We start from the raw sequence: 21,398 nt of genomic DNA on the forward strand, positions 1-21,398 counted from the left end.
AGGATACTTCTGGCGGAAGCTTTAGCTTTCTACTTTCCATAGGAGCCTGTTTTGACTTTGTACGAGAAGATGAACATTCGCACTGCTATAGTAATAGATGACTTAATGGAGTAGATAATAATTTTGACACTAGTACAGAAGGGTAAAAATCTAAAATTAGTGGGGGATGGGAATGTTGAAATGGAGAGATTATGATCCAAATGTGGATAAGGAAATAGACTCTTGGATATTAGCCAATTTTAGTAAAAACGCCCATTTAATTAATAAATATGCTTTTTTTAATGAACCTGCATCTGAACAATACCGTTGGTACAAGGAGCATCCAAAGGAAGGATCTAATATTGCAGATTTTTTTAAAGTGGTGGAAATTAATAATGAGGTGATTGCATTCTTGATACTTAATTATTTTAGGGATGATAGTGAAAGATTGGTTTTGGGCGTTAATCCGATTGCAGTAGAGCCCAACCAAATAAATAAAGGGAATGGTACACTTGTCTTGACTGATTTAATCACCAATTCGGACACAATTATTGGTCATAAGGTGGATGTTTTTTATGCAGGAATAGATGAAAAAAATAATATAAGCACAAAGGTATTTAAGAACTTAGGATTTAAGGAATCTGGCCGATCAGATGATAAAGAATTTGTCTATTATGAATTGAAAAGATAAATCCATTGATTATATTGTTGTGCTGCTATGTACCTGACGTATAGCTAATGTATTGTCAAAAATAAAGTTATCAAAAAAGGAAATTGATAAGGTTGCATTTACTGGTAAAAGGTTAATGAGTAATAGGCGGCAGTGCAGCCAGCAGAAGGTATTTGATGGTACTATCGCTAGAGTTGTTGAGACATACGGTAACAAACTTTTAATTGAAATCCTTTTCTGTTCATGTTAATATCGACGTAAACGTTTACGCTGTGGTGAAGGAGTATAGAAGATGACGATTACCATTAAAGACGTAGCTAAAAAGGCCAATGTGTCGATTGCTACCGTTTCTAGAATTCTAAACAATAAGCCTGGTTATACGAAGGAAACGGAAGAAAAGGTTCTGCAGGTAATACAAGAATTAGGTTATCATCCTAATGGGATAGCTCGAGGGTTGATTAGTAAACGTACACATACAATTGGCGTTTTAGTGCCGCAAATTTCTAGTATGCTAATGTCAAAGTTTATTCAAGGTATTGAACAAGCTGCCCATGAATATGGGTCCAGTGTGATTGTTTGTCATACAGAATCGAAAGGTGAAAAAACGCAAAAATACTTACAATTGCTACAGGAAAAACAGGTCGATGGTATTGTTTTTACGAGTGAAGTTTTCACACAAGATCATTATCAGATCATCAAGGATACCAACAAACCAGTTGTTTTATTGTCCACTGAATCATATGATTTTCCTATTCCACATGTGAAAGTAAATGACCGTCATGCCGCCTATAGTGCTACCGAATATTTGATTGAAAAAGGCCATCGGAAAATTGGCATGGTGAGTGGCAGCAGAAGTGATATTATAGCTGGTCAGCCGCGGATTGATGGTTTTATCATGGCAATGAACACCTATCAATTACCGGTGAAAGACGAATGGATTGTACCGATAGGGTTTAATTTTGAAGAGGGGGTAAAGGGCTTTTCTCAATTAATCGATCAATTCCCAGACATGACAGCTGTAGTTGCTGCTAGTGATGAAGTAGCACTAGGTGTGTTATCTGCCGCCTATAACAGGAATATCTCTGTACCGAAACAATTATCTGTTATTGGGTATGATAATCTTAGAATAGCGGAGATGAGTACACCGGCACTCACTACAGTTTCCCAGCCTGCAGTAGAAATGGGAAAAAAGGCAGCAGAATTGGTATTTCAAATGTTAGAAACCAATGTACCTGTGAAAAGTTATATATTCCCACATAAAATAGTGGAAAGGCAAAGTGTAAAAGCATTATCCTAGGTAAATCATTCTATGGGTTACGTAAACGTTTACGAAGAGTGAATAATAAATGGTGGAGGGTTTAGTATGAGCAAGATAACAAAAGGAGTAGCAGCTCTGGGACTGGGAGTTTCTTTATTGCTGACGGGTTGTGGAAGCAATAAAGATATAGACGGAGCAGTGACTTTGGAATTCTTTTCAAATAAATCAGAAAGTATAGGGATATACAAGGAATTAATCAAAGAATTCGAAAGTCAGAATCCAGATATCAAGGTTGAATTAGAAGCTCCGCCAGAAGCAGAAACTGTACTCAAAACAAAATTGGTTCGAGGCAAAATTCCAGATGTGATGTCGCTAGGTGGAAATGCTACCTATGGCGAATTAGCGGAAGCAGGCATATTTCATGATTTTACTAATGCAGAAGTTCTTGAGGATGTACAAACTTCTTACTTGGAAACTCTTAATCTATTAGTTGGTTCTGATGTAGAGGGAGTATATGGAGTTCCTTATGCAACGAACGCTAATACGGTCATTTTTAATAAACAAAAGGTAGACGAACTGGGAATTGAGATTCCAGAAACATGGGATGAGTTTATAGAGGCTTTGGAGATAGCACAAGAAGCTGGTGAAATACCGATTAATTTTACATTACAAGAAGCCTGGACTGCGATGCCTTTATGGAATGGTTTGGCAGGTAACTTAGTAGCAACAGACTTTTCCGAGCAAAAAGATGCAGGACAAGCAAGCTTTGTAGAAGATTATGATGAGGTAGCAGACAAAGCATTAGAGCTATTAAAATATGGCCGTCCCGATAACTTCGGTATTGACTACAATGACGGGAATACGGCATTTGCCAAAGGGGAAGGGGTATTCTACTTGCAAGGTAACTGGGCAATCCCCGATATTCTGACTGTCAATCCTGATCTGGAAGTAGGAACCTTCGTCTTACCTGCCAGTAATATTGCTGAAGAAAATGACTTAGTCTCCGGTGTGGATGTTGTGTTAACAGTGGATGAAGAATCAGATCATAAAGAAGAAGCATTAAAATTTATAGAATTTTTGGCTGATCATGAAATTGCTCAGCGCTATATTGAAGATCAGAAGGCGTTCTCCGCTTTCCAAGGGGTATTGCAAGAAGATCCAGCATTTGAATGGATCAACAAGAATTTCGAAGAAGAGCGTTTAACAAGCTTCCCTGATCACTTTTATCCAGCTGGGATGGGTGAGGAAAACCTCATTCAAGAATTCCTAATTAGACAAGATAAAGAACAAGCATTAAAGAAATTAGATGCCGAGTGGGATAAAATCATCAATCGTTAGAAGTCGGGGCTAGTATTTCCCGTTATATAAGCAAGTGACAGCAGAGAGTGACTAGCTTTTAACATAAAGAAGGGAAAACTTGCATGAGGTGAAGGTGTTTTCTTTATGCCTTCCTTATAACAGGTCAGGGATATCGATAAGCCATTCCACTCATCTATGGGTGGGGGTGGTCGTTCATATCCTCCATAGATCGAGTTTTTCCTAATAAAGAATGACGAGGGAGAGAGTATTTTGGCGAAAAAAAATCGCACCTACCTATTTATGGTTATTCCAGCATTTATAATATTTTTCACTTTTCATACATTCCCGGCGTTATTAGGGATATTTTATAGTTTTACAGACTATAAAGGATATGGGACTTGGGATTTTGTCGGCCTTAGTAACTATTTTAACGTATTTAAGGATGGACGTGCCTTAAGCGCATATGGCTTTACCTTCCAATTTGCCATCACAGCAACGATACTAGTGAATATTGTCAGTTTATTAATTGCGTTGGGACTTAATGCAAATATTAAGCTACGCAAAACATTACGTGCCGTTTACTTTTTACCATTTATATTAAGTGTGTTAGTTGTTGGTTATATCTTTAAATTTATATTTACGCACTTACTGCCTGATCTGGGCAGTGGCTTAGGAATTGAATTCCTGTCATTCAATATATTAGGAAATCCTGATTGGGCCTGGATCGGTGTCGTTATTTTGGCAGTATGGCAGTCGGCAGCGTTTAATACACTGTTATATTTGGCAGGTTTATCCACGATTGACAATGAATTATATGAGGCTGCCGATATGGATGGAGCTGGATCATGGGCAAAGTTCTGGAGAATCACCTTCCCGCTTATTGCTCCATTCTTCACGATCAATATGGTTGTGGCGATGAAGAACTTCTTAATGGCATTCGATCAAGTGATGGCCTTAACTGGTGGAGGACCTGGTCAAGCAACCGAATCGATCTCTTTATTGATCTATCGAGGTGGTTTCGAAGGCGGGGAATTCGCTTACCAATCGGCAAATGCTGTTATCTATTTTATCGTAATTGTTGTCATTTCTGTGCTTCAATTACGTGTACTTGAACGAAGGGAGGAGAAGTAACATGATGGGAAAAAAGAGTTGGAAAGTGACATCATTATTGATTCTTGGCTCCATATTTATTTTCTTTCCATTATACTTGACTATCGTTATTGCGTTTAAAACACCACAAGAAATGTCTGGGAACTTGTTGGCCTTACCAGAGTCTTGGTCACTGTCTAACTTCTTTACTGCTATTGAGGTGACCAATTTCTTTAGGGCATTCACGAACAGTGCCGTCGTCACCATTATCACGGTTGTTTTGGTATTATTAACTCATTCCCTTGTAGCCTACGCGATTGCTAGAAATATGCATAAGAAATTTTATAAGTTTCTCTATCTTTATTTTATCAGTGCCATGTTTATCCCATTTCCGATTATCATGCTGCCAATTGTTAAGCAGACGAGTATGTTAGGTATGGACAATTTAATTGGTTTAGCTTTTCTTAATGTCGTTATGCAGTTGGCTTTTAATGTGTTTGTGTATGTGGGCTTTCTGAAGTCGATACCAGTCCAATTGGAAGAGGCTGCCCATATTGATGGGGCAACGACTTGGCAGGTATTCTGGAAGATTATTTTCCCAATTATGAAGCCAATGCATGCCACCGTGGCGATCTTAACAGCATTATTTGCTTGGAATGACTTTATGCTGCCACTTGTTATTTTGGGTGACACAAGTCAATATACCTTGCCATTAGTGCAATATGCTTTCCAAGGGCAATTTAGTACAAATTATAACTTAGCCTTTGCTTCCTATTTAATGGCGATGCTGCCAATGATTATTGTGTATATTTTCGCACAGAAATGGATTATCGGCGGGGTGATGAGAGGATCGCTTAAATAGATGGTATATAAAGTACCCTTGTTAGTCTTCATAATAGGTGAGTTGGATAGACAAACCAAATTAATGGCAAAAAGCTGATATTCAGGCTGTTGAGACTTTCTCAACAGCCTTTAAACTCATATAAAGTGAAAAATACATTTATTCTTCTGTTTTTCTATATTCTTCGCTTAATTTTTCTAAAGTTTCGATCAGAACTTCGTTTTGATCAATGATGGTCTTGTTTTGATTATATGGGATTTCAAAATATTAATAATAGTAACTAGCCAATGATGAGGACAATTGTTAATAAGAGCATATCGGAGCCCCCTTAAGTTTAAACGTATACATTGAGTGTAGCATGAGAATTTCTTTTAAGAAAGAACGTATTTCCCGCTAAAATCCTATTTAGTACAAGTATAGACGCAACTATAATTTGCAACGAAAAGTCTGTATACTTAGAGTAAAAGGAAAAGGGAGAGGGATTGCAATGTCATTTACCTTTAAAAAAATTGACCATGTCCAATTGGCTGCACCAAAGGAGTCGGAGGAGCTGGCGAGAGAATTTTATTCTGGTATTTTAGGATTTAAGGAAATCGAGAAGCCCGAGACACTTCGAAAACGGGGTGGCGCTTGGTTTGCAATGGATGGGATTCAACTCCATATCGGCACAGAGGAACCATTTGTTCCAGCTAAGAAAGCGCACCCCGCGTTTGAAGTAGAAAATTTAGAAGCGTTAAAGCAATATTTATCCGATTGTGAAGTTGACTATATTGTCGACGAAAATCTTCCTAGAGCAAATAGAATTTATATCCATGATCCTTTCGGAAATAGAATTGAATTGTTAGAGTGGCATAATTAAATGCGCGAATTTCAATATGAGCAATTTTATGATGAAATTGGAAGGGTGAATGGGTGGGATTTTAGTAAAGTAAAATGTCGTTCTGAAGACGTAAAGTGGGACTTTTATGGGGAAGTCAGGAAAAGGTGTGAAGGGAAGGAAATTCTTTTAGATATCGGTACTGGCGGTGGAGAAAATGTTTTGAAAATCGCTTCCTGCCTCCTTCTTGTTGTTGGAATAGACCTTTCAAGTGGGATGTTAGAAAAAGCCCAAGCCAATCTAAGGAGTACAAATGTAAGGAATGTTCGACTTTTCCAAATGTCTTCCAAGAGTATACAGTTTCCCGACGGTTTTTTCGATATCATCTCCTGTTGTCATGCGCCTTTTGACTCGATAGAGGTTGCAAAAGTATTAAAAAAGAAAGGCGTCTTTTTAACGCAGCAAGTAAGTGAAGCCGATAAGACCAATCTTAAAAAGGCATTTGGCCGTGGGCAATCTTTCCATAAAAAAGATGGAGAATTAAAAGAAAAATATGCCCAAGAGCTTAAAAAGGCCGGTTTCTCTACCGTTCGCACATTTGAATATGATGCGATCGAATATTATCAGCGACCGGAAGATCTGATCTTCTTACTGACACATACTCCTATTATCCCAAATTTTGGTCAAGATAAGAGAGATTTTGAGATTCTGCATCAATTTATTGAAAACAATCAAACGGAAAAAGGCATCCGAACAAATTCTAAGCGCTTTATGATTGTGGCAGAAAAATAGATGGAGGGATGTAGATGAATAATAAAAAACTAAGGAAATCCTCAACAGATCGGTCCTTATATGGCGTTTGCGGAGGAATCGCAGAGTTTTTTGGGTGCTCATCTTTTCTGATCAGACTACTATTCATTTTTGTCATACCCGCTTCTTTATTAATCTACCTCATTCTTGCCAATACACTTGCTGATAGTCCTCGGTCATTATAAAGCTCTTTACGTGGGGAAAATAAAAAGGAGGGCTATACTTGCAAATTAAAACATTTAGGTCTTTAAGCATGCCTAGTTTAGATCAGAAGGTCAATGAATTTATAAAAAATCCATCTATTGAAATTGTCGACGTGCAATTTAAGATGACTATTTTTGATTGCGACGCCATGCTTCTTTATAAAGAAAAAGAAGCATAATTCCTAATGACTCCAAAGGGCAATGGGTTCTCTTAATCCAATTGCTCTTTAAACCCGTAATGATAACTTTGTTGCGTTGCACTGATGAAAGGTTACATATCGCATGAAAGGTGCAAGAATGGAATATGATCAAACTAGTCTCGTTTTATATAGGCATTTAATTGAATAGAGAGGGGGAGAGATTATTTTGAAAACAGGTATACTCTTGTACCATCATTTTAGCGAATATGAACTATCTGTTACCTTATCCGTTTTAAAGCAGGGCAATCAGGAGATTGAAACAATTGGTCTGAATGAAGATCAAGTAGTAGGTGAGGCGGGATTAATATGTGTTCCAACATCAACTATTAAACAAGTCGATGTAAATGAGTTAAATTGCCTTGTGCTACCTGGATGTGATGATATTGGTCATTTAAAAGATGAAATACAGCTGTTCTCATTCATTCGTCAGGTTATAGAATGTAATTCAGTAGTAGCTGCGATTTCGAGTGCTCCGTTCTTATTGGCAAAAGCGGGTGCTCTTCATACGCATCGTTATACAGTTGGGTTTACTCGGGAGCAGCGGGATCTTATTGGTGTTTTTGATGAAGCGAATTACATAGATGCACCATTGGTCACGGACGGAAAGATGTTAACGGCAAAAGGAGCATACTTTATAGATTTCGGGATTCGATTGGGAAAAATGCTTGAATTAGATTTTGATTCAAATTGGTACCGTTAAAATTAACTTAGTTTTTATTCCGTAATGTCAGTTTGCTGAATCGGCGCAACTCGGTAGCGAAAATAGATCCAAAGTGTGCTTGGATTTACGAAAAAGTGAAGGAAGATCAAAAACGTAGATCCAAAGTGTGCTTGGATGTAGGAAAAAGCGAAGGAAGATCAAAAACGTAGATCCAAAGTGTGCTTGGATGTAGGAAAAAGCGAAGGAAGATCAAAAACGTAGATCCAAAGTGTGCTTGGGTGTACGAAAAAGCGAAGGAACCGCAAAAACGTAGATCCAAAGTGTGCTGGATGTACGAAAAAGCGAAGGAACATTAAAAAAGTAGATCCCAGAATGGTGCTCTTTCTTTTATGCTAAGGGGTAAGTTGTGGAGTGAGATTAGATAGTTGTCGTAAGAGTTGCAAAGTGTAAATGAATTTATTAACCAGCTTTTCAACAGCTGGCCAAATTTGTAAAATACGCCTTCTTTTGCATCTGATTGTAGATTATAATAGAAGGAAGTGAAACATTGCCTTCAGGAGGAAAATCATATGAAAATTGTTATTGCTCCAGATTCCTTTAAGGGGAGCGTTAGTGCCAAAGAAGCAGCGGCATCGATTGAACGGGGTGTAAAGAAGGCTTATGCACATGTCGAAACCGTGTTAGTTCCGGTTGCCGATGGTGGAGAAGGAACGATGGAAAATCTTGTTGCCGCGACTAATGGGCGGGAAATAGATATGACGGTCACAGGCCCACTTGGCCAACCTGTGCAGGCGAAGTTTGGTGTGCTGGGAGACCAGCAAACATGTGTGATTGAAATGGCTAGTGCCTCTGGTTTACATACAATCGCAACTTCTGAGCGAAATCCCTTGAAAGCGACTACATACGGTACGGGAGAATTAATTAAAAAAGCATTGGACTTGGGATATCGCCATTTTGTCTTAGCCCTTGGCGGCTCTGCAACGAATGATGGTGGAGCAGGAATGCTGCAAGCACTTGGTTTACAGCTATTAGATGATAAGGGAAATGAGATTGATTACGGTGGAGGAGAGCTTTGTAAAATTGCTCAAGTTATAACCGATGAATTAGATGAAAGAATCCAAGAAAGTCAGTTTTTAATTGCCTCGGATGTCGATAATCCATTCATTGGTGAAAATGGGGCTAGTCATGTGTTTGGTCCACAAAAGGGGGCCACGCCAGAGATGGTTGCAACTCTTGATCGAAACCTTTCCCATTGGGCAGACTTGATTGAAAATACAACGAATATCCGTGTTCACGAACGTCCAGGTGCTGGGGCAGCAGGTGGGATCGGTGGCGCTTTTCAGGCATTTTTTCCAGCCGAAATGAAAAGGGGAATTGATGTTGTGCTCGATTATACGAATCTAGCAGAAAAACTTGTTGGTGCTGATCTCGTGATTACGGGGGAAGGCCAAGTGGATTTCCAAACAGCTTTTGGGAAGACCCCAATGGGAGTGGCGGAAATGGCAAAAAAGCAACAGATCCCCACGATCATTGTTGCAGGCTCAGTTGGAGAAAAGATTGAAACTCTTTATCCTTACGGGGTGATTGGCATTTATAGCATAGTCAATGGTCCCATGAAGCTTGAGGAAGCGATGGAAAACGCCGAAAGTATGTTAGAGAAGCTCTCAGAACAAATATGTCGTACATATTTTTATAATAGAAGTAGAGGAGAATAATAGATGAAAACCCTTTATATTGATTGTTTTTCAGGAATTAGTGGAGATATGATGGTAGGCGCCCTGATCGACGCAGGGGCCTCTTTTGAAAACATTCGACAAGAATTAGAGAAATTGAACGTCCAAGGCTATCAGTTAAATAGAAGAAAAGTGATGAAAGAAGGCATTAGCTCAACGAAATTTGATGTTCTTTTAGAAGAGGACGAGCATACCCATCATCATGATCACGAACATTCCCATTCTCATGAGCATCACCATCATCACGATCATTCTCATCTTCATGATCACCATCATCATCCTGATCACGGTCATGAACATCACCACGACTCCCATAGTCATGATCATGGGCACGGCCACCACCATCGCAGCTATGCAGATATTCTTCAATTAATTGAGGAGTCTGAATTGGCTCCGGGTGTGAAAGAACGAAGTAAACAGATTTTTGCGCCGATTGCCAAGTCGGAAGCGAAAATCCATAATATGCCCGTAGAAAGTGTTCATTTTCATGAAGTGGGTGCCGTAGATTCAATTGTCGATATTGTCGCCACAGCAATTGCTCTAGAAGAGTTGGAGATTGAAAAGGTCGTCTCCGCGCATGTTCCACTTGGATCTGGAAGTATTCGTTGTGCCCACGGTATTTTTCCGGTTCCAGCACCGGCAACACTTGACATGATGAAAAATATTCCGATTGCACCAACAGAGTTATCCTATGAATTAACGACACCTACAGGGGCTGCAATTGTGGTGAGCCAAGCAGATGATTTTGGCACATTGCCAGCGATGAAGGTTGAGGCCATTGGATATGGCGCTGGAACACGAGATATCCCGAATCGTCCAAATGTACTGCGAATTATGATTGGGGAAGAGGTAAAAAAAAAGTCTCTAACGTGAATCAGCATGAGGCCATCTCCATTTTAGAATGTCAAATGGATGATATGACTGGAGAGGCACTTGGATTTACAATGGAAAGGCTTTTGAATGCAGGTGCTCTAGATGTCTATCACACTCCTATATATATGAAAAAAAGTCGGCCAGGAGTTTTACTTACGACCCTTGCACCTCAAGCACTCGAATCCGCCTTAACCAATATTTTGCTAGAGGAAACGACCACTCTTGGTGTGCGAAGCTCTTCATCTGCTCGGACCATTTTAGAAAGAAAGCTCGTCACAGTGGATACGCCATATGGCCCCATCCGCATTAAACAAGCGATTAAAGACGGAAACATCATCCGTGCCTTACCCGAATATGAAGATGTGAAGCGAGTAGCTCTTGAGCACAAGCTTCCTTTTCAGAAGGTATACAAAGAAGCTTTAACCATCAAAAGTGATTGAAATACTGTGAACATGTAACAGAAATATATTCATCCAAGAAAGGAGAAATGGCATGCATATTGTCATCGCAGGAGGTAGCGGCTTTGTTGGACAGGTATTGCAAAAGCAACTTCTAGCCCAAGGACATCAACTGACGATTTTAACGAGGGATTCTTCGAAAATTCAGTCAACCAATCAAGTCCAATATGTCGAATGGTTAACCCCCAACAGTCAACCGGAAACACAATTGGACAAGGTGGATGCTTTTGTGAACTTGGCCGGAGAATCGATTAATGGATTAAGATGGACAAAAGCAAAGAAGCAACGAATCCTTCAAAGCCGAATCACAGCCACAAAGGAAGTTTTACGGATCATCGAAAAACTAGATCCCAAGCCAAGCGTGCTTGTGAATGCCTCTGCCATTGGCTATTACGGCATGTCCGAAACCGCAACCTTTACAGAGAAAGCGGACCCGAATGCGAGAGACTTTCTAGCAACAGTTGTCCAAACATGGGAAGAGCTAGCTTCCGAAGCGGAAAAATGGGGAGTGCGCACCGTATATGCTCGCTTTGGCATTGTTCTCGGAAAAACAGGCGGAGCTTTTCCACTTATGTCTTTGCCCTATAAGCTGGGGGTCGGAGGGAGGATTGGGTCAGGAAAACAATGGGTATCCTGGATTCACGTGGATGATGTAGCGGGAATAATCGCACTAGCGATTGAACAATCCTCTATCCGAGGCCCCCTAAATGTAACAGCACCTGAACCAAAGAGAATGGATGACTTCGGCAAAACGATTGCTCATGTCCTTCATCGCCCCCATTGGTTCCCCGTTCCCAGCTTTGCGATGAAAGCATTGTTAGGCGAAATGAGTGAAATGCTCCTTTGTGGTCAAAAAGCCGTCCCGGAAAAAGCTTTGAATGCCGCTTATACTTTTCAATACCCAAAATTGGAAGTGGCATTAAGAGAAATTCTCACTTCTAAAGATTAGTGTTGATTTGAGAGAATGGGATCTTTGAATTCAACAATCTGGACAGAATGTTGCTCTGGGTGAGGGGGAAAAAGGATGAAGAAAAAAGTTATGTGGTCTGCTTTGGTTTTAATTATAGTTATTATCATGGCACTTCCATTTGGTTTCTTTTATGTGCTAAATAACGGTAATCCTTATACAAACTATATAGCAGATAAAAAAGTTCCGAAATATTTAGAGGGAAAAGGATATACGGAGAACGATATAGAAGAATCGCATTATGTAGAGCCGAAGCATATTATTAATAAAGATTTTTATCACGGTCATTATATGGTTATCTTCAAAGACGAACCAGATGTGACCTATTATTATGGTATCACCAAAAAGGGAAAACAAGTTAATCAATTCTGTGAAAAGGATAAACTATCTTCTGCTGGTGTTACAGATATTGTTGAAAGTGAAACAAAACACAGTGAAGAAAAATGTATTAACTCTCTAGATAATCGAGATTAGATAAGATAAATGGAGAAATATGTTAGTATCCAGGTGATAAGGAGTGTGGTTTAAATAGAGGTAATATTTTTTTTAATTGGCTCTGTTAATCAATAATGTTGATAGGGGAAAAATAAAAAGAGACTGATGGGATTCACTGCCTCCATCTTTCACCATAATGGTTCTTCTATATTAGTTAATTTCAAGAACAATGGCATTACAAATAGAACCACGAGTATTAAAGCAAGTTCTAATAATAATGCAGAAGTTAAGGATAAATTAAACATTATAGAAAATGGAATCGTGATAATTGGAAATAAAACAAGTAAAGAAGTTATATTTCTAGAAGATGCACTTTGATATTGAATCTTTCCGCAATGATTACATTTCATACTTTTACGGAATGTTAATAATTTTTTTATTGAATCAAACCAAGACCATTTTTTACCGCAGTTTTGACAAGTAGGCATACAGAAATCCTCCTCTCTTTGAATGTCCTTGATTAAATACTTATACGTTCTTAATGACTGATAAGTTTCATTTATTGGAAATAAACAAGGTACGCAGGTTGGTCTAATGATTTATAATTAAATAGAACCTGTCTATAGATTTCACTTCAAACAATCGCGTTTGCGGCATAGTATTGTTCCAGAATCGGGCCATTTAATGGATTATAGGGGGATTGGGGACGATTAATAAAAACTTAAAAAGGTGGATGTCTTTTACTATCTTATCGGTTTTAATTGTTGGTATGGCAATATACTATATTTTCTTTTTCACACCAAAGAATTCTCTTGAATTATATCAAACCATTTCATTTGCGGATGATTTTGATGAAGCCCAAAATGTAATGTTGAAGGGGTATGAGTCATATTTTAAAAAAGAGGATTTCGATTTCATTAATGACTTGGGTAACTCTCCCAATAGGATAAGTCAGTTTACTCTGTTTGAATATAACCAAAAAACATATATGGTTATGACTACACCGGGTACTAAAAGATTAAAGGTTCTCGCAGTTGAAGAGTTGCCTGAAGAGATTGAACAATATTTTCTTGGGGTAACGCCTAAATAGTTGTGCGTCAATCGGGCTGGATGACTAAAGAAAGAGAGAGAGACATACCACCAGTGGGTAGGACACAATGCCTCGAAATGGTTGATTTTCATACTTGGTATAGTTGTGGGGGTTATCATTTTCGAATTGGTTAGGTACTTCATTTTTTAGTTATTTTTCATAACTAAGCAGGGCGCAAATCCTGAATAAGATTTGAGCCCCTTCTCGGCTTATCGGGATGTTTTGTAAAACAACAATTTATTTAGCTGTGGGGATAAAATGAGTGAATGTACAGATTAAAAAGGCATCAGTAGAACAAAATTTACGGCTTTAATACAACCTTTATACAGTCGTCTTCACGATTATTAAAAATTTGATAACCATGACTTGCATCTTCAAGGGCCAGTTTATGTGTAATAATCTCTCTCGGGTCAAACTCATTATTTGTTATCCTTTTAAATAATTCAGGCATAAAATGGATGACTGGTGCCTGTCCCATTTTCAGATTAATATTTCTCACCCAAAATGCCCCCATCGGAAACACATTATAGTTGCCCCCGTAAACACCTGTTAAATGGACCGTTCCATATTTGCGCACAGCTTTTGTGGAAATTTGAATCGGGCCAAGGGTTCCACCTTGCAATTTTAATTTTTGTTCAAGAAACTCCAGGGGGGATTTTTTCCCGTCCATTCCTACACAATCAATGACGACATCTGCTCCTCCATGGGTGATTTCTTTCAAATGTTCCCCCATATCTGGATACTTTGTAAATTCAAAGACCTCCACATTGTTCATTTTTTTGGCATGATTCATTCGATAATCTAAATAATCAATCGCAATTACGCGCTTTGCCCCTTTCATCCAGGCGAATTTTTGCGTCATTAACCCAACAGGCCCGCAACCAAGCACGATAACAGTATCCCCTGGTTTGACTCCTGCATTGACTACACTCCAGTAGGCAGTTGGAAGAACATCGGATAAAAAAAGCAATGATTCATCTTCTAGTTCACATGATTCTGGGATCACAAAGGGAGTAAAGTTTCCAAAAGGGACTTTTAAATATTCAGCTTGACCACCTGGGTGGTTACCAAACTTCTCGGAATAACCAAAGTATCCTCCTGAATCGTAATGGGGATTCGCGTTATCACATTGGCTTTCCATCTCATGCTCACAATAAAAGCAATGACCACATGCAACAGTAAAAGGGATAATCACACGATCCCCCTTTTTTACCTTCGTGACTTCGGGTCCTACTTCTTCTACAATCCCCATCGGTTCGTGGCCAATAATGTATCCAGGAGGCAATGGGAAATTTCCTTGGTATAAATGCAAATCAGATCCACAAATTGCAGTAGATGTAATCTTGACAATCACATCATCTTTTTTCTCTAATTTTGCATCCTCTACTTCGTTCACCTGTATTTTCTTTGGTCCTTGATACGTGACAGCTTTCATAATGGCCAGGTCCTCCCATTTTTTTAGCATTCTTTGTTCCTTATGTTCAGCTAAGAAAGGAAATAATATACTTCGTTACTCGAAACCTTGCTTGAGTTATGATTTGCTGAGATGGTAAAAAACTAAGTACTTATAGCAGCCCTGATATTTTCCATTTCAGTTGTAATAAAAAAAGAAAAAAGGCTGGAATCACAGGGATAAAAAGTACGTTAACACCTATTAGTTGGAGAGGTTCACATGAGAACCCCAACAGGCTAAGAGGCATAAGATTATGAAGCTAAAGATAGTAAATCGTTTACTTGGAAGCTGAAATGGCGATTTCGTATAAAGGGAAACGCAAAATAATAGATAAGTTTACCGTAATGAAGGTAAAGCGATCTCGTGAATGGGGATGCGCCTTTTTTGTGCAGAGGTAGATTTTTGAATGCTTATATTGTGAAAAAAATGCGGAAATAAAAAGGGAAGTTAGAAAGCACCATCAAAAAATATTTTCACTTATGAAGTAAGATGAAACCTTACCAAATGGGTTTTCGTATACATTATAAAGGAATAAATGTATACCTTGAATGAAGTATCAAGAATCCTCTGGTAATCTCTGGAATTAATAGTAAAATGAACAATGTTGTCATAAACATCAATGAATAACGATTTAGAAAACAATGAGAGGGGTGAAAAGCTTATGGAAAGAAATATGACATTAAAAGATTGGATTATTACAATGATTTTGCTTGCACTTCCGATTGTAAATATTGTTATGCTGATTATATGGGCGGTAGATAAAGATGAGCCGCGTAATTTATTTGCTAAGGCTTATTTAATTGTCATGGCAGGAGCATTCGTACTTGTTATTATATTTTATATCATTATGCTAGTAATTATTTTTGCTTTTTCTGCCGCCTTTGCCTATTGAGAAGTCGTCAATCTGGCTTTAGACGAATAATCTGCTATAATAAAATATGAAAATCATACTATATGGAATGTAGGGGAACCGGTTATGCCGGTTGAGAGTGCATCCTTGAGATGCTGACCCTTAGAACCTGCCCTGGTTAAGACCAGCGAAGGGAACATGGATTCATTCATAATTAAATGATGAATGTTCTTTCAAGATGCCCAGGTTCAAACGAATTTGGGCATCTTTTTCATGTTTAGGGGTTGCATTTCTGGAAGAACATGGAGGGAAAAAAGATGAAAAAGTGGTTAGGTATTGCTTTAGTTATGGTTCTTTTGCTTGCTGGTTGTAGTGGAGCAACAGAAGAGAAAAGTGAGACAGGCGAGAAAAAGGTATCGATCGTGCTTGATTGGACACCGAATACCAATCATACGGGGCTATATGTAGCACGTGATAAAGGGTATTTTAAAGAAGAGGGCTTGGATGTCGAAATTATTCTGCCTGGTGAAGCGGGAGCGGACCAGTTAGTCGCATCGGGTAAATCTGAATTTGGCATTAGTGCCCAAGAAAGTTTAACGGAAGCAAGAGCCCAAGATATTCCGATTGTGTCGATTGGGGCAATTATTCAACATAATACTTCAGGTCTCGCCTCACCCGTTGAGAAAAATATTAAAAAGCCGAGTGATTTTGAAGGAAAGACATACGGCGGCTGGGGCGCACCAGTTGAGCAAGCGGTTCTGACTTCTTTGATGGATGCTGATGGCGGAGATTTCGATAAAGTTGATGTAGTCAATATGGGTGATACCGATTTCTTTACAGCCGTGCAAAGAGATATCGATTTTGCGTGGATTTATTATGCTTGGACTGGTGTAGAAGCGGAGTTGCGCGGGGATGATTTAAATATGATTTACCTTACGGATTACTCGGACAAGCTTGATTATTACACCCCAGTGATTTCCACGAGTGAGAAAATGATTGAGAAAGATCCCGATACGGTAAAAGCCTTTATGAAGGCTGTCTCAAAAGGGTACCAACTGGCAATCGATAATCCAGAGGAAGCAGCTGAGGTTTTGATCAAGGCGGAACCCGATCTTGATGAGGAACTTGTGCGCAAAAGCCAAGAATGGTTGGCAACTCGTTATCAAGATGATGCTGCGCGTTGGGGAGAGCAGAAGCAAGAAATTTGGCAGAACTATATGGATTGGATGTTAGAGAAAAAGGTCCTTGAAAAGGAAATCGATGTAAAACAAGCTTTCACCAATGAATTTTTACCCGAATAAGGAGGAAGAAAGATGGCGAATGCATTAGTAAGTATTCAAATTATCCCGAAATTAGCCAGTGGAGGGGATACTTATCCACTTGTGGATGAGGCGATCAAAGTCATTGCGGAATCAGGGGTCTCATACGAAGTTCATCCATTAGAAACAACGATGGAAGGTGATCTATCGTATATCATGCAAATCATTGAAAAAATGAATCAAAGAATGATTGAGTTAGGGAGTATCAGTATTATTTCTCAAGTAAAAATTGTCTATAAACCAGATGGGATTACGATGGGGTCGCTTACGGAGAAATATCGATAATGGGAGCGATTTGGAGGAAAGGGTGGAGACCGATGGCGGTTCTCCTCTTCCTACTTATGATCTGGGAGGGCGCTGTCCGACTTTTGAACACCCCTAGTTGGTTGTTGCCAGCTCCGAGTGCGATTTTACAGGAAGCCATAGCGGGATATGAGCGATTTCTTCCACATTTGCAATCAACGATTGGCTTAGCGGTGACAGGATTTTTACTTGGCTGTTCGATTGGGATTCTCGTTGCGGTCATTCTTCATTTGCTGCCGGGAACCCAAGAGGCGGTTTACCCGCTCTTAATTCTATCGCAAAACATCCCGATTATTGTATTAGCTCCCTTATTGGTCATCTGGTTTGGATTTGGTTGGCTTCCTAAGTTAATTATCATCACGCTTGTCTGCTTTTTCCCAGTCACCATTGCTGCCATGGGAGGATTCCGTCAAACTTCTCAAGAGATCAAACAATATATGTTAATGGCGGGGGCGACGCGACTGCAAATTTTCACGAAGTTAGAATGGCCACACTCTCTCCCAGCCTTATTTTCGGGCTTGAAAATATCAGCCACCTACAGTGTCATGGGTGCTGTGATTTCTGAATGGCTTGGTGCCAAAAAGGGAATTGGCGTTTATATGACGTTAGCTTCTTCCTCGTTCCGAACAGATCGAGTGTTTGTGGCGATTTTCCTGATTATGATTTTAAGTATGTTATTCTTTCTGTTGATCCAGCTTGCTGAAAAATGGCTGGTTCGCTGGACAAAAGAGGAGATGAAATAATGGGCACTCTTACGATCAATGGAGTATCCAAAAGCTTTCAAGAACGAAAAGTATTGGATCACATTCAATTTCAAGTGGAGGAAGGAGAGTTTGTGACGATCTTAGGACCTTCTGGTAGTGGGAAAAGTACATTATTTCAGTTAATTGGCGGACTTCTCGTACCAGAAGAAGGATCGATTATTTTAGATGGCCATGATATGACTGGAAAGCGTGGGGCGATTAGTTATATGCCACAACAGTCAGCTTTACTTCCATGGAGAACGGTTTTACAAAATGTCTTACTTGGTCAAGAGCTGCAAGGAAAGAAAGATGAGAAAAAGGCAAGAGAGATGATTAAGAAGGCGGGGTTGGCTGGTTATGAAGAGGCCCTGCCTGGTGCTTTGTCCGGAGGGATGAAACAAAGGGTGGCTTTTATCCGTGCTTTATTAAGTCCGCAATCCTTGATCTGCCTCGATGAGCCTTTTTCCGCTTTAGATGATTTTACCCGCGAAGAAATGCATGAATGGTTATTATCAATCTGGTCCGCTTACCGTAGGACGATTCTATTTGTTACCCATAACATCGATGAGGCACTGTTTTTGTCAGATCGTATTCTCGTGCTATCCACGAACCCGGCCCAAGTTGTTCATGAGCTATCGGTACCTTTCGTAAGGCCACGTCACCATGAACTACTATTAACGGAGGAATTTTTAGAAAAAAAGCGAGAACTGACGAGTTTTCTAAGAGGATAATGGCTTTATAGAACCGTTTAAACCTTATGAAAGCCAAAAGCGGGCATATAGCAGGCTTTATAGTACCCGAAAGACTGTTCAACGGTCGTAAGTGGTAACATAGGAGTCTTCATATTACCCGAAAATCTGATTAATGATCAAAAGTGGAAACATAGGGTTCTTCATAGTACCCGAAAAGCTGTTCATTAATTAAAGGTGGTCATATAAAGGGAGTTATAATACCCAAACAGTTATTATTCATTAAAAGCGGTAATATAGAAAGCTTTATAATACCTGATAATCGTTCATCAATTAAAACCGGTAATATAAATGTTCGAAGACTATTCACAGGTTTAAACGGTTTTCGATAAACTGGTGCTTTTTTGGAAGAAATGTAAAAGGAGGAGGGCAAAATGAATAGACAAGTGATTGATGCCCATCTTCATTTGGATCACTACAAAGAGAATGAAATCGAGCAAATCATCCGTGATTTGTCGATAGAAAGCTATCCAGCACTTATCTCTGTGTCCTATCATTTACAATCTTGTAAGCAAAATCTATCCTTGGCTAGAAAACATTCTCAAGTAAAACCAGCTTTTGGTTTCCATCCGGAGCAGAAATTGCCAACAGAGCAAGAACAGCAGTCATTATTTCAATGGATGGAAGAACATGTGGAAGATATGGTCGCAGTTGGGGAAATTGGCCTGCCTTATTACACACGTAAGGAAGCGCCTGCCTTGAAAATCGAGGGGTATATTTCATTATTGGAGCAATTTTTAGTGTTTGCAAAAAAGTGGAACAAACCCGTTGTTCTTCATGCCGTTTATGAAGATGCTGATCTTGTATGTGATCTATTAGAACAACACCATATACGCAATGCACATTTTCATTGGTTTAAAGGAGCTGATCCAACCATTGAGCGCATGATTCGACATGGTTATTTGATTTCTGTCACTCCTGATGTCGTGTATGAACCGGAAATCCAAGCGTTAGTGAAAAAGTATCCATTAGAAAAAATAATGGTCGAAACAGATGGACCTTGGCCATTCGAAGGTCCATTCAAGGGCATGATGACACATCCTCGCATGATTCATGAGTCCATTAAGGTGATTGCGGAAATAAAAAACGAGGACCTAGAGGGGGTTTACCAACAACTCTACCAAAACACGATAAATTTCTATAAATTGTACTAAAATGTTTCGTTGCACCTCCCATAAGGAAAAAGAGAACTAAACCAAGGGAGGGAAAGAAGATGAAGCATCAACCAACACAAGATAAAATTAATCGTGATAAAGTACTGAAGGAACGGAATGATCGTGACAAAGCATTTTATCAGGATCCAGAAAAACAAGCCCAACGTGATCAATTGGTGATGCCGATTGACGATATCTCGGATGACCTCGTTGAAAAACGCGAAAAAAATGAACAGGATAAAAGAGGAACTTTTGGAGAAAATGATGGATAAGTTTAAAGTCTAGGATTTCACTAGAGGGATGGAGATGGAATGAATCTTCATCCCCTTTTCGAGTAAATTATGCAGGTAAATCTCTTTATATAACAATCGTTGCCCCTCTGTATAAAGGCGAAGTATACATCAAGCCACAGGATGTAAATCAGAAAGGTGTGGCGATTTTCGTCACCATCCTAATTCTTCCCTCTTACTAAATAAAAATGATATCCTTGATAAGGAGTTATTCTCATCTAACATCAATGCTCAAACAGAAAAGGATAGGTGCATGCAGAATGAGAAATTCAACGTCAAAATTTTCCCGAGTTTGGGACTATATTATGGTCGTTTTTGGCGCCACATTAGTGGGACTAGCTTATAATATATTTTTACTTCCAGCGAAGATTGCGGCTGGAGGGATTTCAGGTGTTAGCACCTTATTCTATGAAGCCTTTCAATGGAATCCTGCGCTAGTGCAAGCGGCAATTAATATTCCGTTGTTTTTTCTAGGTCTTTGGTTATTAGGAAAAGATTTTGGGGTGAAAACATTAATTGGTACTATTTTTGTTCCGTTTGTAATTTGGTTGACACAGGGAATCGATATCAATCTTCATGAACCCATGCTTGGTGCCATTTATGGTGGGATTCTTATTGGGGTTGGTCTAGGAATTGTCTATCGAGGTGGAGGATCGACAGGTGGAACAGCCGCTATTTCTCAAGTGTTAAAAAAATACACCGGCTTATCGAGCGGTTTTTCCCAACTGATTGTGGATGGAGTTGTCGTTATAGCAGCCGCTTTTGTTTTAAATTTAGAACTTGCCCTATTCGCACTAATTTCGATCTATGTCACGAGCAAAGTCATTGATTTTGTCCAACTTCAAACATCCCCAACAAAGCTTGTGATGATTATTACGGAAAAGGAAGAAGAGGTACAGCAAATTATCCGGGAAGAAATTGATCGTGGCCTAACAAAAGTGAAATCATTAGGCGGGTACACAAATTTAGAACGAACGATGATTCTCTGTGTCGTAGAACAAGCAGAAGCGGTCTATTTGAAAAAAGTCCTACAAGAACAAGAACCATCTTCGTTTGTAATTTTCCTCAACGCTTCGGAAATTTTAGGCAGGGGCTTCTCGATGGAAAAAATCCATGGCACCAAATAACGGTAAACAAGCGGAATGCCATTAAGG

The 21,398-nt window shown here is 39.3% G+C and carries 26 protein-coding genes and 1 riboswitch; of the genes, 24 read left to right on the plus strand and 2 right to left on the minus strand.

Annotated elements, in window-relative coordinates; genetic code table 11:
- Nucleotides 1-172: 172 nt before the first annotated feature.
- The 15 genes from KI363_RS06310 to KI363_RS06380 all read left to right on the plus strand — a co-directional run bounded on the left by KI363_RS06310 (nucleotide 173) and on the right by KI363_RS06380 (nucleotide 12,332).
- Nucleotides 173-670 carry a GNAT family N-acetyltransferase gene (locus KI363_RS06310; protein ID WP_191967367.1) on the plus strand — a complete coding sequence of 166 codons (498 nt, stop codon included), beginning with the start codon at nucleotides 173-175 and terminating at the stop codon, nucleotides 668-670.
- Between the two features lie 271 nt (nucleotides 671-941).
- Nucleotides 942-1,946, plus strand: coding sequence for a LacI family DNA-binding transcriptional regulator (locus tag KI363_RS06315; protein WP_158321139.1), 1,005 nt, complete (start codon nucleotides 942-944; stop codon nucleotides 1,944-1,946).
- 66 nt (nucleotides 1,947-2,012) lie between these two features.
- A complete protein-coding gene (locus KI363_RS06320; protein ID WP_212965853.1) occupies nucleotides 2,013-3,245 on the plus strand; it encodes an ABC transporter substrate-binding protein in 1,233 nt (410 codons plus the stop codon).
- Between the two features lie 231 nt (nucleotides 3,246-3,476).
- The gene (locus KI363_RS06325; protein ID WP_212965854.1) at nucleotides 3,477-4,337 is read left to right on the plus strand and encodes a carbohydrate ABC transporter permease; all 861 of its coding nucleotides are present in this window, start codon (nucleotides 3,477-3,479) and stop codon (nucleotides 4,335-4,337) included.
- Nucleotide 4,338: 1 nt separating this feature from the next.
- Nucleotides 4,339-5,157 (plus strand): carbohydrate ABC transporter permease, encoded by an 819-nt coding sequence (locus tag KI363_RS06330; protein ID WP_158321141.1) that lies wholly within the window; start codon nucleotides 4,339-4,341, stop codon nucleotides 5,155-5,157.
- A gap of 466 nt (nucleotides 5,158-5,623) precedes the next feature.
- On the plus strand, nucleotides 5,624-5,995 hold the full coding sequence (locus tag KI363_RS06335; protein ID WP_158321142.1) for a VOC family protein: 372 nt from the start codon (nucleotides 5,624-5,626) through the stop codon (nucleotides 5,993-5,995).
- Nucleotides 5,996-6,745, plus strand: coding sequence for a class I SAM-dependent methyltransferase (locus KI363_RS06340; protein ID WP_212965855.1), 750 nt, complete (start codon nucleotides 5,996-5,998; stop codon nucleotides 6,743-6,745). It begins immediately after the preceding gene.
- Nucleotides 6,746-6,759: 14 nt separating this feature from the next.
- Entirely contained in the window at nucleotides 6,760-6,948 is a 189-nt protein-coding gene (locus tag KI363_RS06345) for a PspC domain-containing protein (protein ID WP_158321144.1), read from the plus strand.
- 38 nt (nucleotides 6,949-6,986) lie between these two features.
- Nucleotides 6,987-7,145, plus strand: coding sequence for a hypothetical protein (locus tag KI363_RS06350; RefSeq protein ID WP_212965856.1), 159 nt, complete (start codon nucleotides 6,987-6,989; stop codon nucleotides 7,143-7,145).
- A 187-nt stretch (nucleotides 7,146-7,332) separates the two neighbouring features.
- Nucleotides 7,333-7,866: a DJ-1/PfpI family protein gene (locus KI363_RS06355; RefSeq protein ID WP_212965857.1), complete on the plus strand. Its 534-nt coding sequence runs from the start codon at nucleotides 7,333-7,335 to the stop codon at nucleotides 7,864-7,866.
- Between the two features lie 530 nt (nucleotides 7,867-8,396).
- Nucleotides 8,397-9,542 (plus strand): glycerate kinase, encoded by a 1,146-nt coding sequence (locus KI363_RS06360; protein ID WP_212965858.1) that lies wholly within the window; start codon nucleotides 8,397-8,399, stop codon nucleotides 9,540-9,542.
- Between the two features lie 3 nt (nucleotides 9,543-9,545).
- Nucleotides 9,546-10,433, plus strand: a complete 888-nt coding sequence (gene larC / locus KI363_RS22220) for a nickel pincer cofactor biosynthesis protein LarC (protein WP_212965859.1) — start codon at nucleotides 9,546-9,548, stop codon at nucleotides 10,431-10,433.
- The gene (gene larC2, locus KI363_RS22225) at nucleotides 10,430-10,873 is read left to right on the plus strand and encodes a nickel pincer cofactor biosynthesis protein LarC2 (protein ID WP_212965860.1); all 444 of its coding nucleotides are present in this window, start codon (nucleotides 10,430-10,432) and stop codon (nucleotides 10,871-10,873) included. The genes larC and larC2 overlap by 4 nt, the downstream gene beginning before the upstream one ends.
- A 52-nt stretch (nucleotides 10,874-10,925) precedes the next feature.
- Nucleotides 10,926-11,840 carry a TIGR01777 family oxidoreductase gene (locus KI363_RS06375; protein WP_212965861.1) on the plus strand — a complete coding sequence of 305 codons (915 nt, stop codon included), beginning with the start codon at nucleotides 10,926-10,928 and terminating at the stop codon, nucleotides 11,838-11,840.
- A gap of 75 nt (nucleotides 11,841-11,915) precedes the next feature.
- Nucleotides 11,916-12,332, plus strand: a complete 417-nt coding sequence (locus KI363_RS06380; RefSeq protein WP_212965862.1) for a DUF3139 domain-containing protein — start codon at nucleotides 11,916-11,918, stop codon at nucleotides 12,330-12,332.
- 149 nt (nucleotides 12,333-12,481) lie between these two features.
- On the opposite strand, the gene KI363_RS06385 is transcribed toward KI363_RS06380, so the two are convergent.
- The gene (locus KI363_RS06385; protein WP_212965863.1) at nucleotides 12,482-12,781 is read right to left on the minus strand and encodes a TIGR04104 family putative zinc finger protein; all 300 of its coding nucleotides are present in this window, start codon (nucleotides 12,779-12,781) and stop codon (nucleotides 12,482-12,484) included.
- A 212-nt stretch (nucleotides 12,782-12,993) separates the two neighbouring features.
- On the opposite strand from KI363_RS06385, the gene KI363_RS06390 reads away from it, so the two are divergent.
- Nucleotides 12,994-13,383, plus strand: a complete 390-nt coding sequence (locus tag KI363_RS06390; protein WP_246516787.1) for a hypothetical protein — start codon at nucleotides 12,994-12,996, stop codon at nucleotides 13,381-13,383.
- 301 nt (nucleotides 13,384-13,684) lie between these two features.
- On the opposite strand, the gene KI363_RS06395 is transcribed toward KI363_RS06390, so the two are convergent.
- The gene (locus KI363_RS06395; RefSeq protein WP_212965864.1) at nucleotides 13,685-14,818 is read right to left on the minus strand and encodes a zinc-dependent alcohol dehydrogenase; all 1,134 of its coding nucleotides are present in this window, start codon (nucleotides 14,816-14,818) and stop codon (nucleotides 13,685-13,687) included.
- A gap of 679 nt (nucleotides 14,819-15,497) precedes the next feature.
- Here KI363_RS06395 and KI363_RS06400 point away from each other — a divergent pair.
- From KI363_RS06400 to KI363_RS06435, 8 genes are all read left to right on the plus strand, one after another.
- A complete protein-coding gene (locus KI363_RS06400; RefSeq protein WP_212965865.1) occupies nucleotides 15,498-15,728 on the plus strand; it encodes a hypothetical protein in 231 nt (76 codons plus the stop codon).
- Nucleotides 15,729-15,789: 61 nt separating this feature from the next.
- Nucleotides 15,790-15,899, plus strand: a riboswitch (TPP riboswitch).
- 104 nt (nucleotides 15,900-16,003) lie between these two features.
- A complete protein-coding gene (locus KI363_RS06405) occupies nucleotides 16,004-16,987 on the plus strand; it encodes an ABC transporter substrate-binding protein (RefSeq protein WP_212965866.1) in 984 nt (327 codons plus the stop codon).
- Between the two features lie 12 nt (nucleotides 16,988-16,999).
- Nucleotides 17,000-17,290, plus strand: coding sequence for a thiamine-binding protein (locus KI363_RS06410; RefSeq protein ID WP_212965867.1), 291 nt, complete (start codon nucleotides 17,000-17,002; stop codon nucleotides 17,288-17,290).
- Complete coding sequence (locus KI363_RS06415; RefSeq protein WP_212965868.1) at nucleotides 17,290-18,051, plus strand: ABC transporter permease; 762 nt, start codon at nucleotides 17,290-17,292, stop codon at nucleotides 18,049-18,051. The genes KI363_RS06410 and KI363_RS06415 overlap by 1 nt, the downstream gene beginning before the upstream one ends.
- Nucleotides 18,051-18,782, plus strand: a complete 732-nt coding sequence (locus tag KI363_RS06420; protein WP_158321159.1) for an ABC transporter ATP-binding protein — start codon at nucleotides 18,051-18,053, stop codon at nucleotides 18,780-18,782. Before KI363_RS06415 ends, KI363_RS06420 begins: the two co-directional genes overlap by 1 nt.
- Before the next feature lie 392 nt (nucleotides 18,783-19,174).
- Nucleotides 19,175-19,954, plus strand: coding sequence for a TatD family hydrolase (locus tag KI363_RS06425; protein ID WP_212965869.1), 780 nt, complete (start codon nucleotides 19,175-19,177; stop codon nucleotides 19,952-19,954).
- A gap of 59 nt (nucleotides 19,955-20,013) precedes the next feature.
- On the plus strand, nucleotides 20,014-20,226 hold the full coding sequence (locus tag KI363_RS06430) for a hypothetical protein (protein WP_158321161.1): 213 nt from the start codon (nucleotides 20,014-20,016) through the stop codon (nucleotides 20,224-20,226).
- A gap of 278 nt (nucleotides 20,227-20,504) precedes the next feature.
- Entirely contained in the window at nucleotides 20,505-21,371 is an 867-nt protein-coding gene (locus KI363_RS06435) for a YitT family protein (RefSeq protein WP_212965870.1), read from the plus strand.
- Nucleotides 21,372-21,398: the final 27 nt, after the last annotated feature.

The organism is Lederbergia ruris, assembly GCF_018332955.1.
GTDB lineage: Bacteria > Bacillota > Bacilli > Bacillales > Bacillaceae_C > Lederbergia > Lederbergia ruris.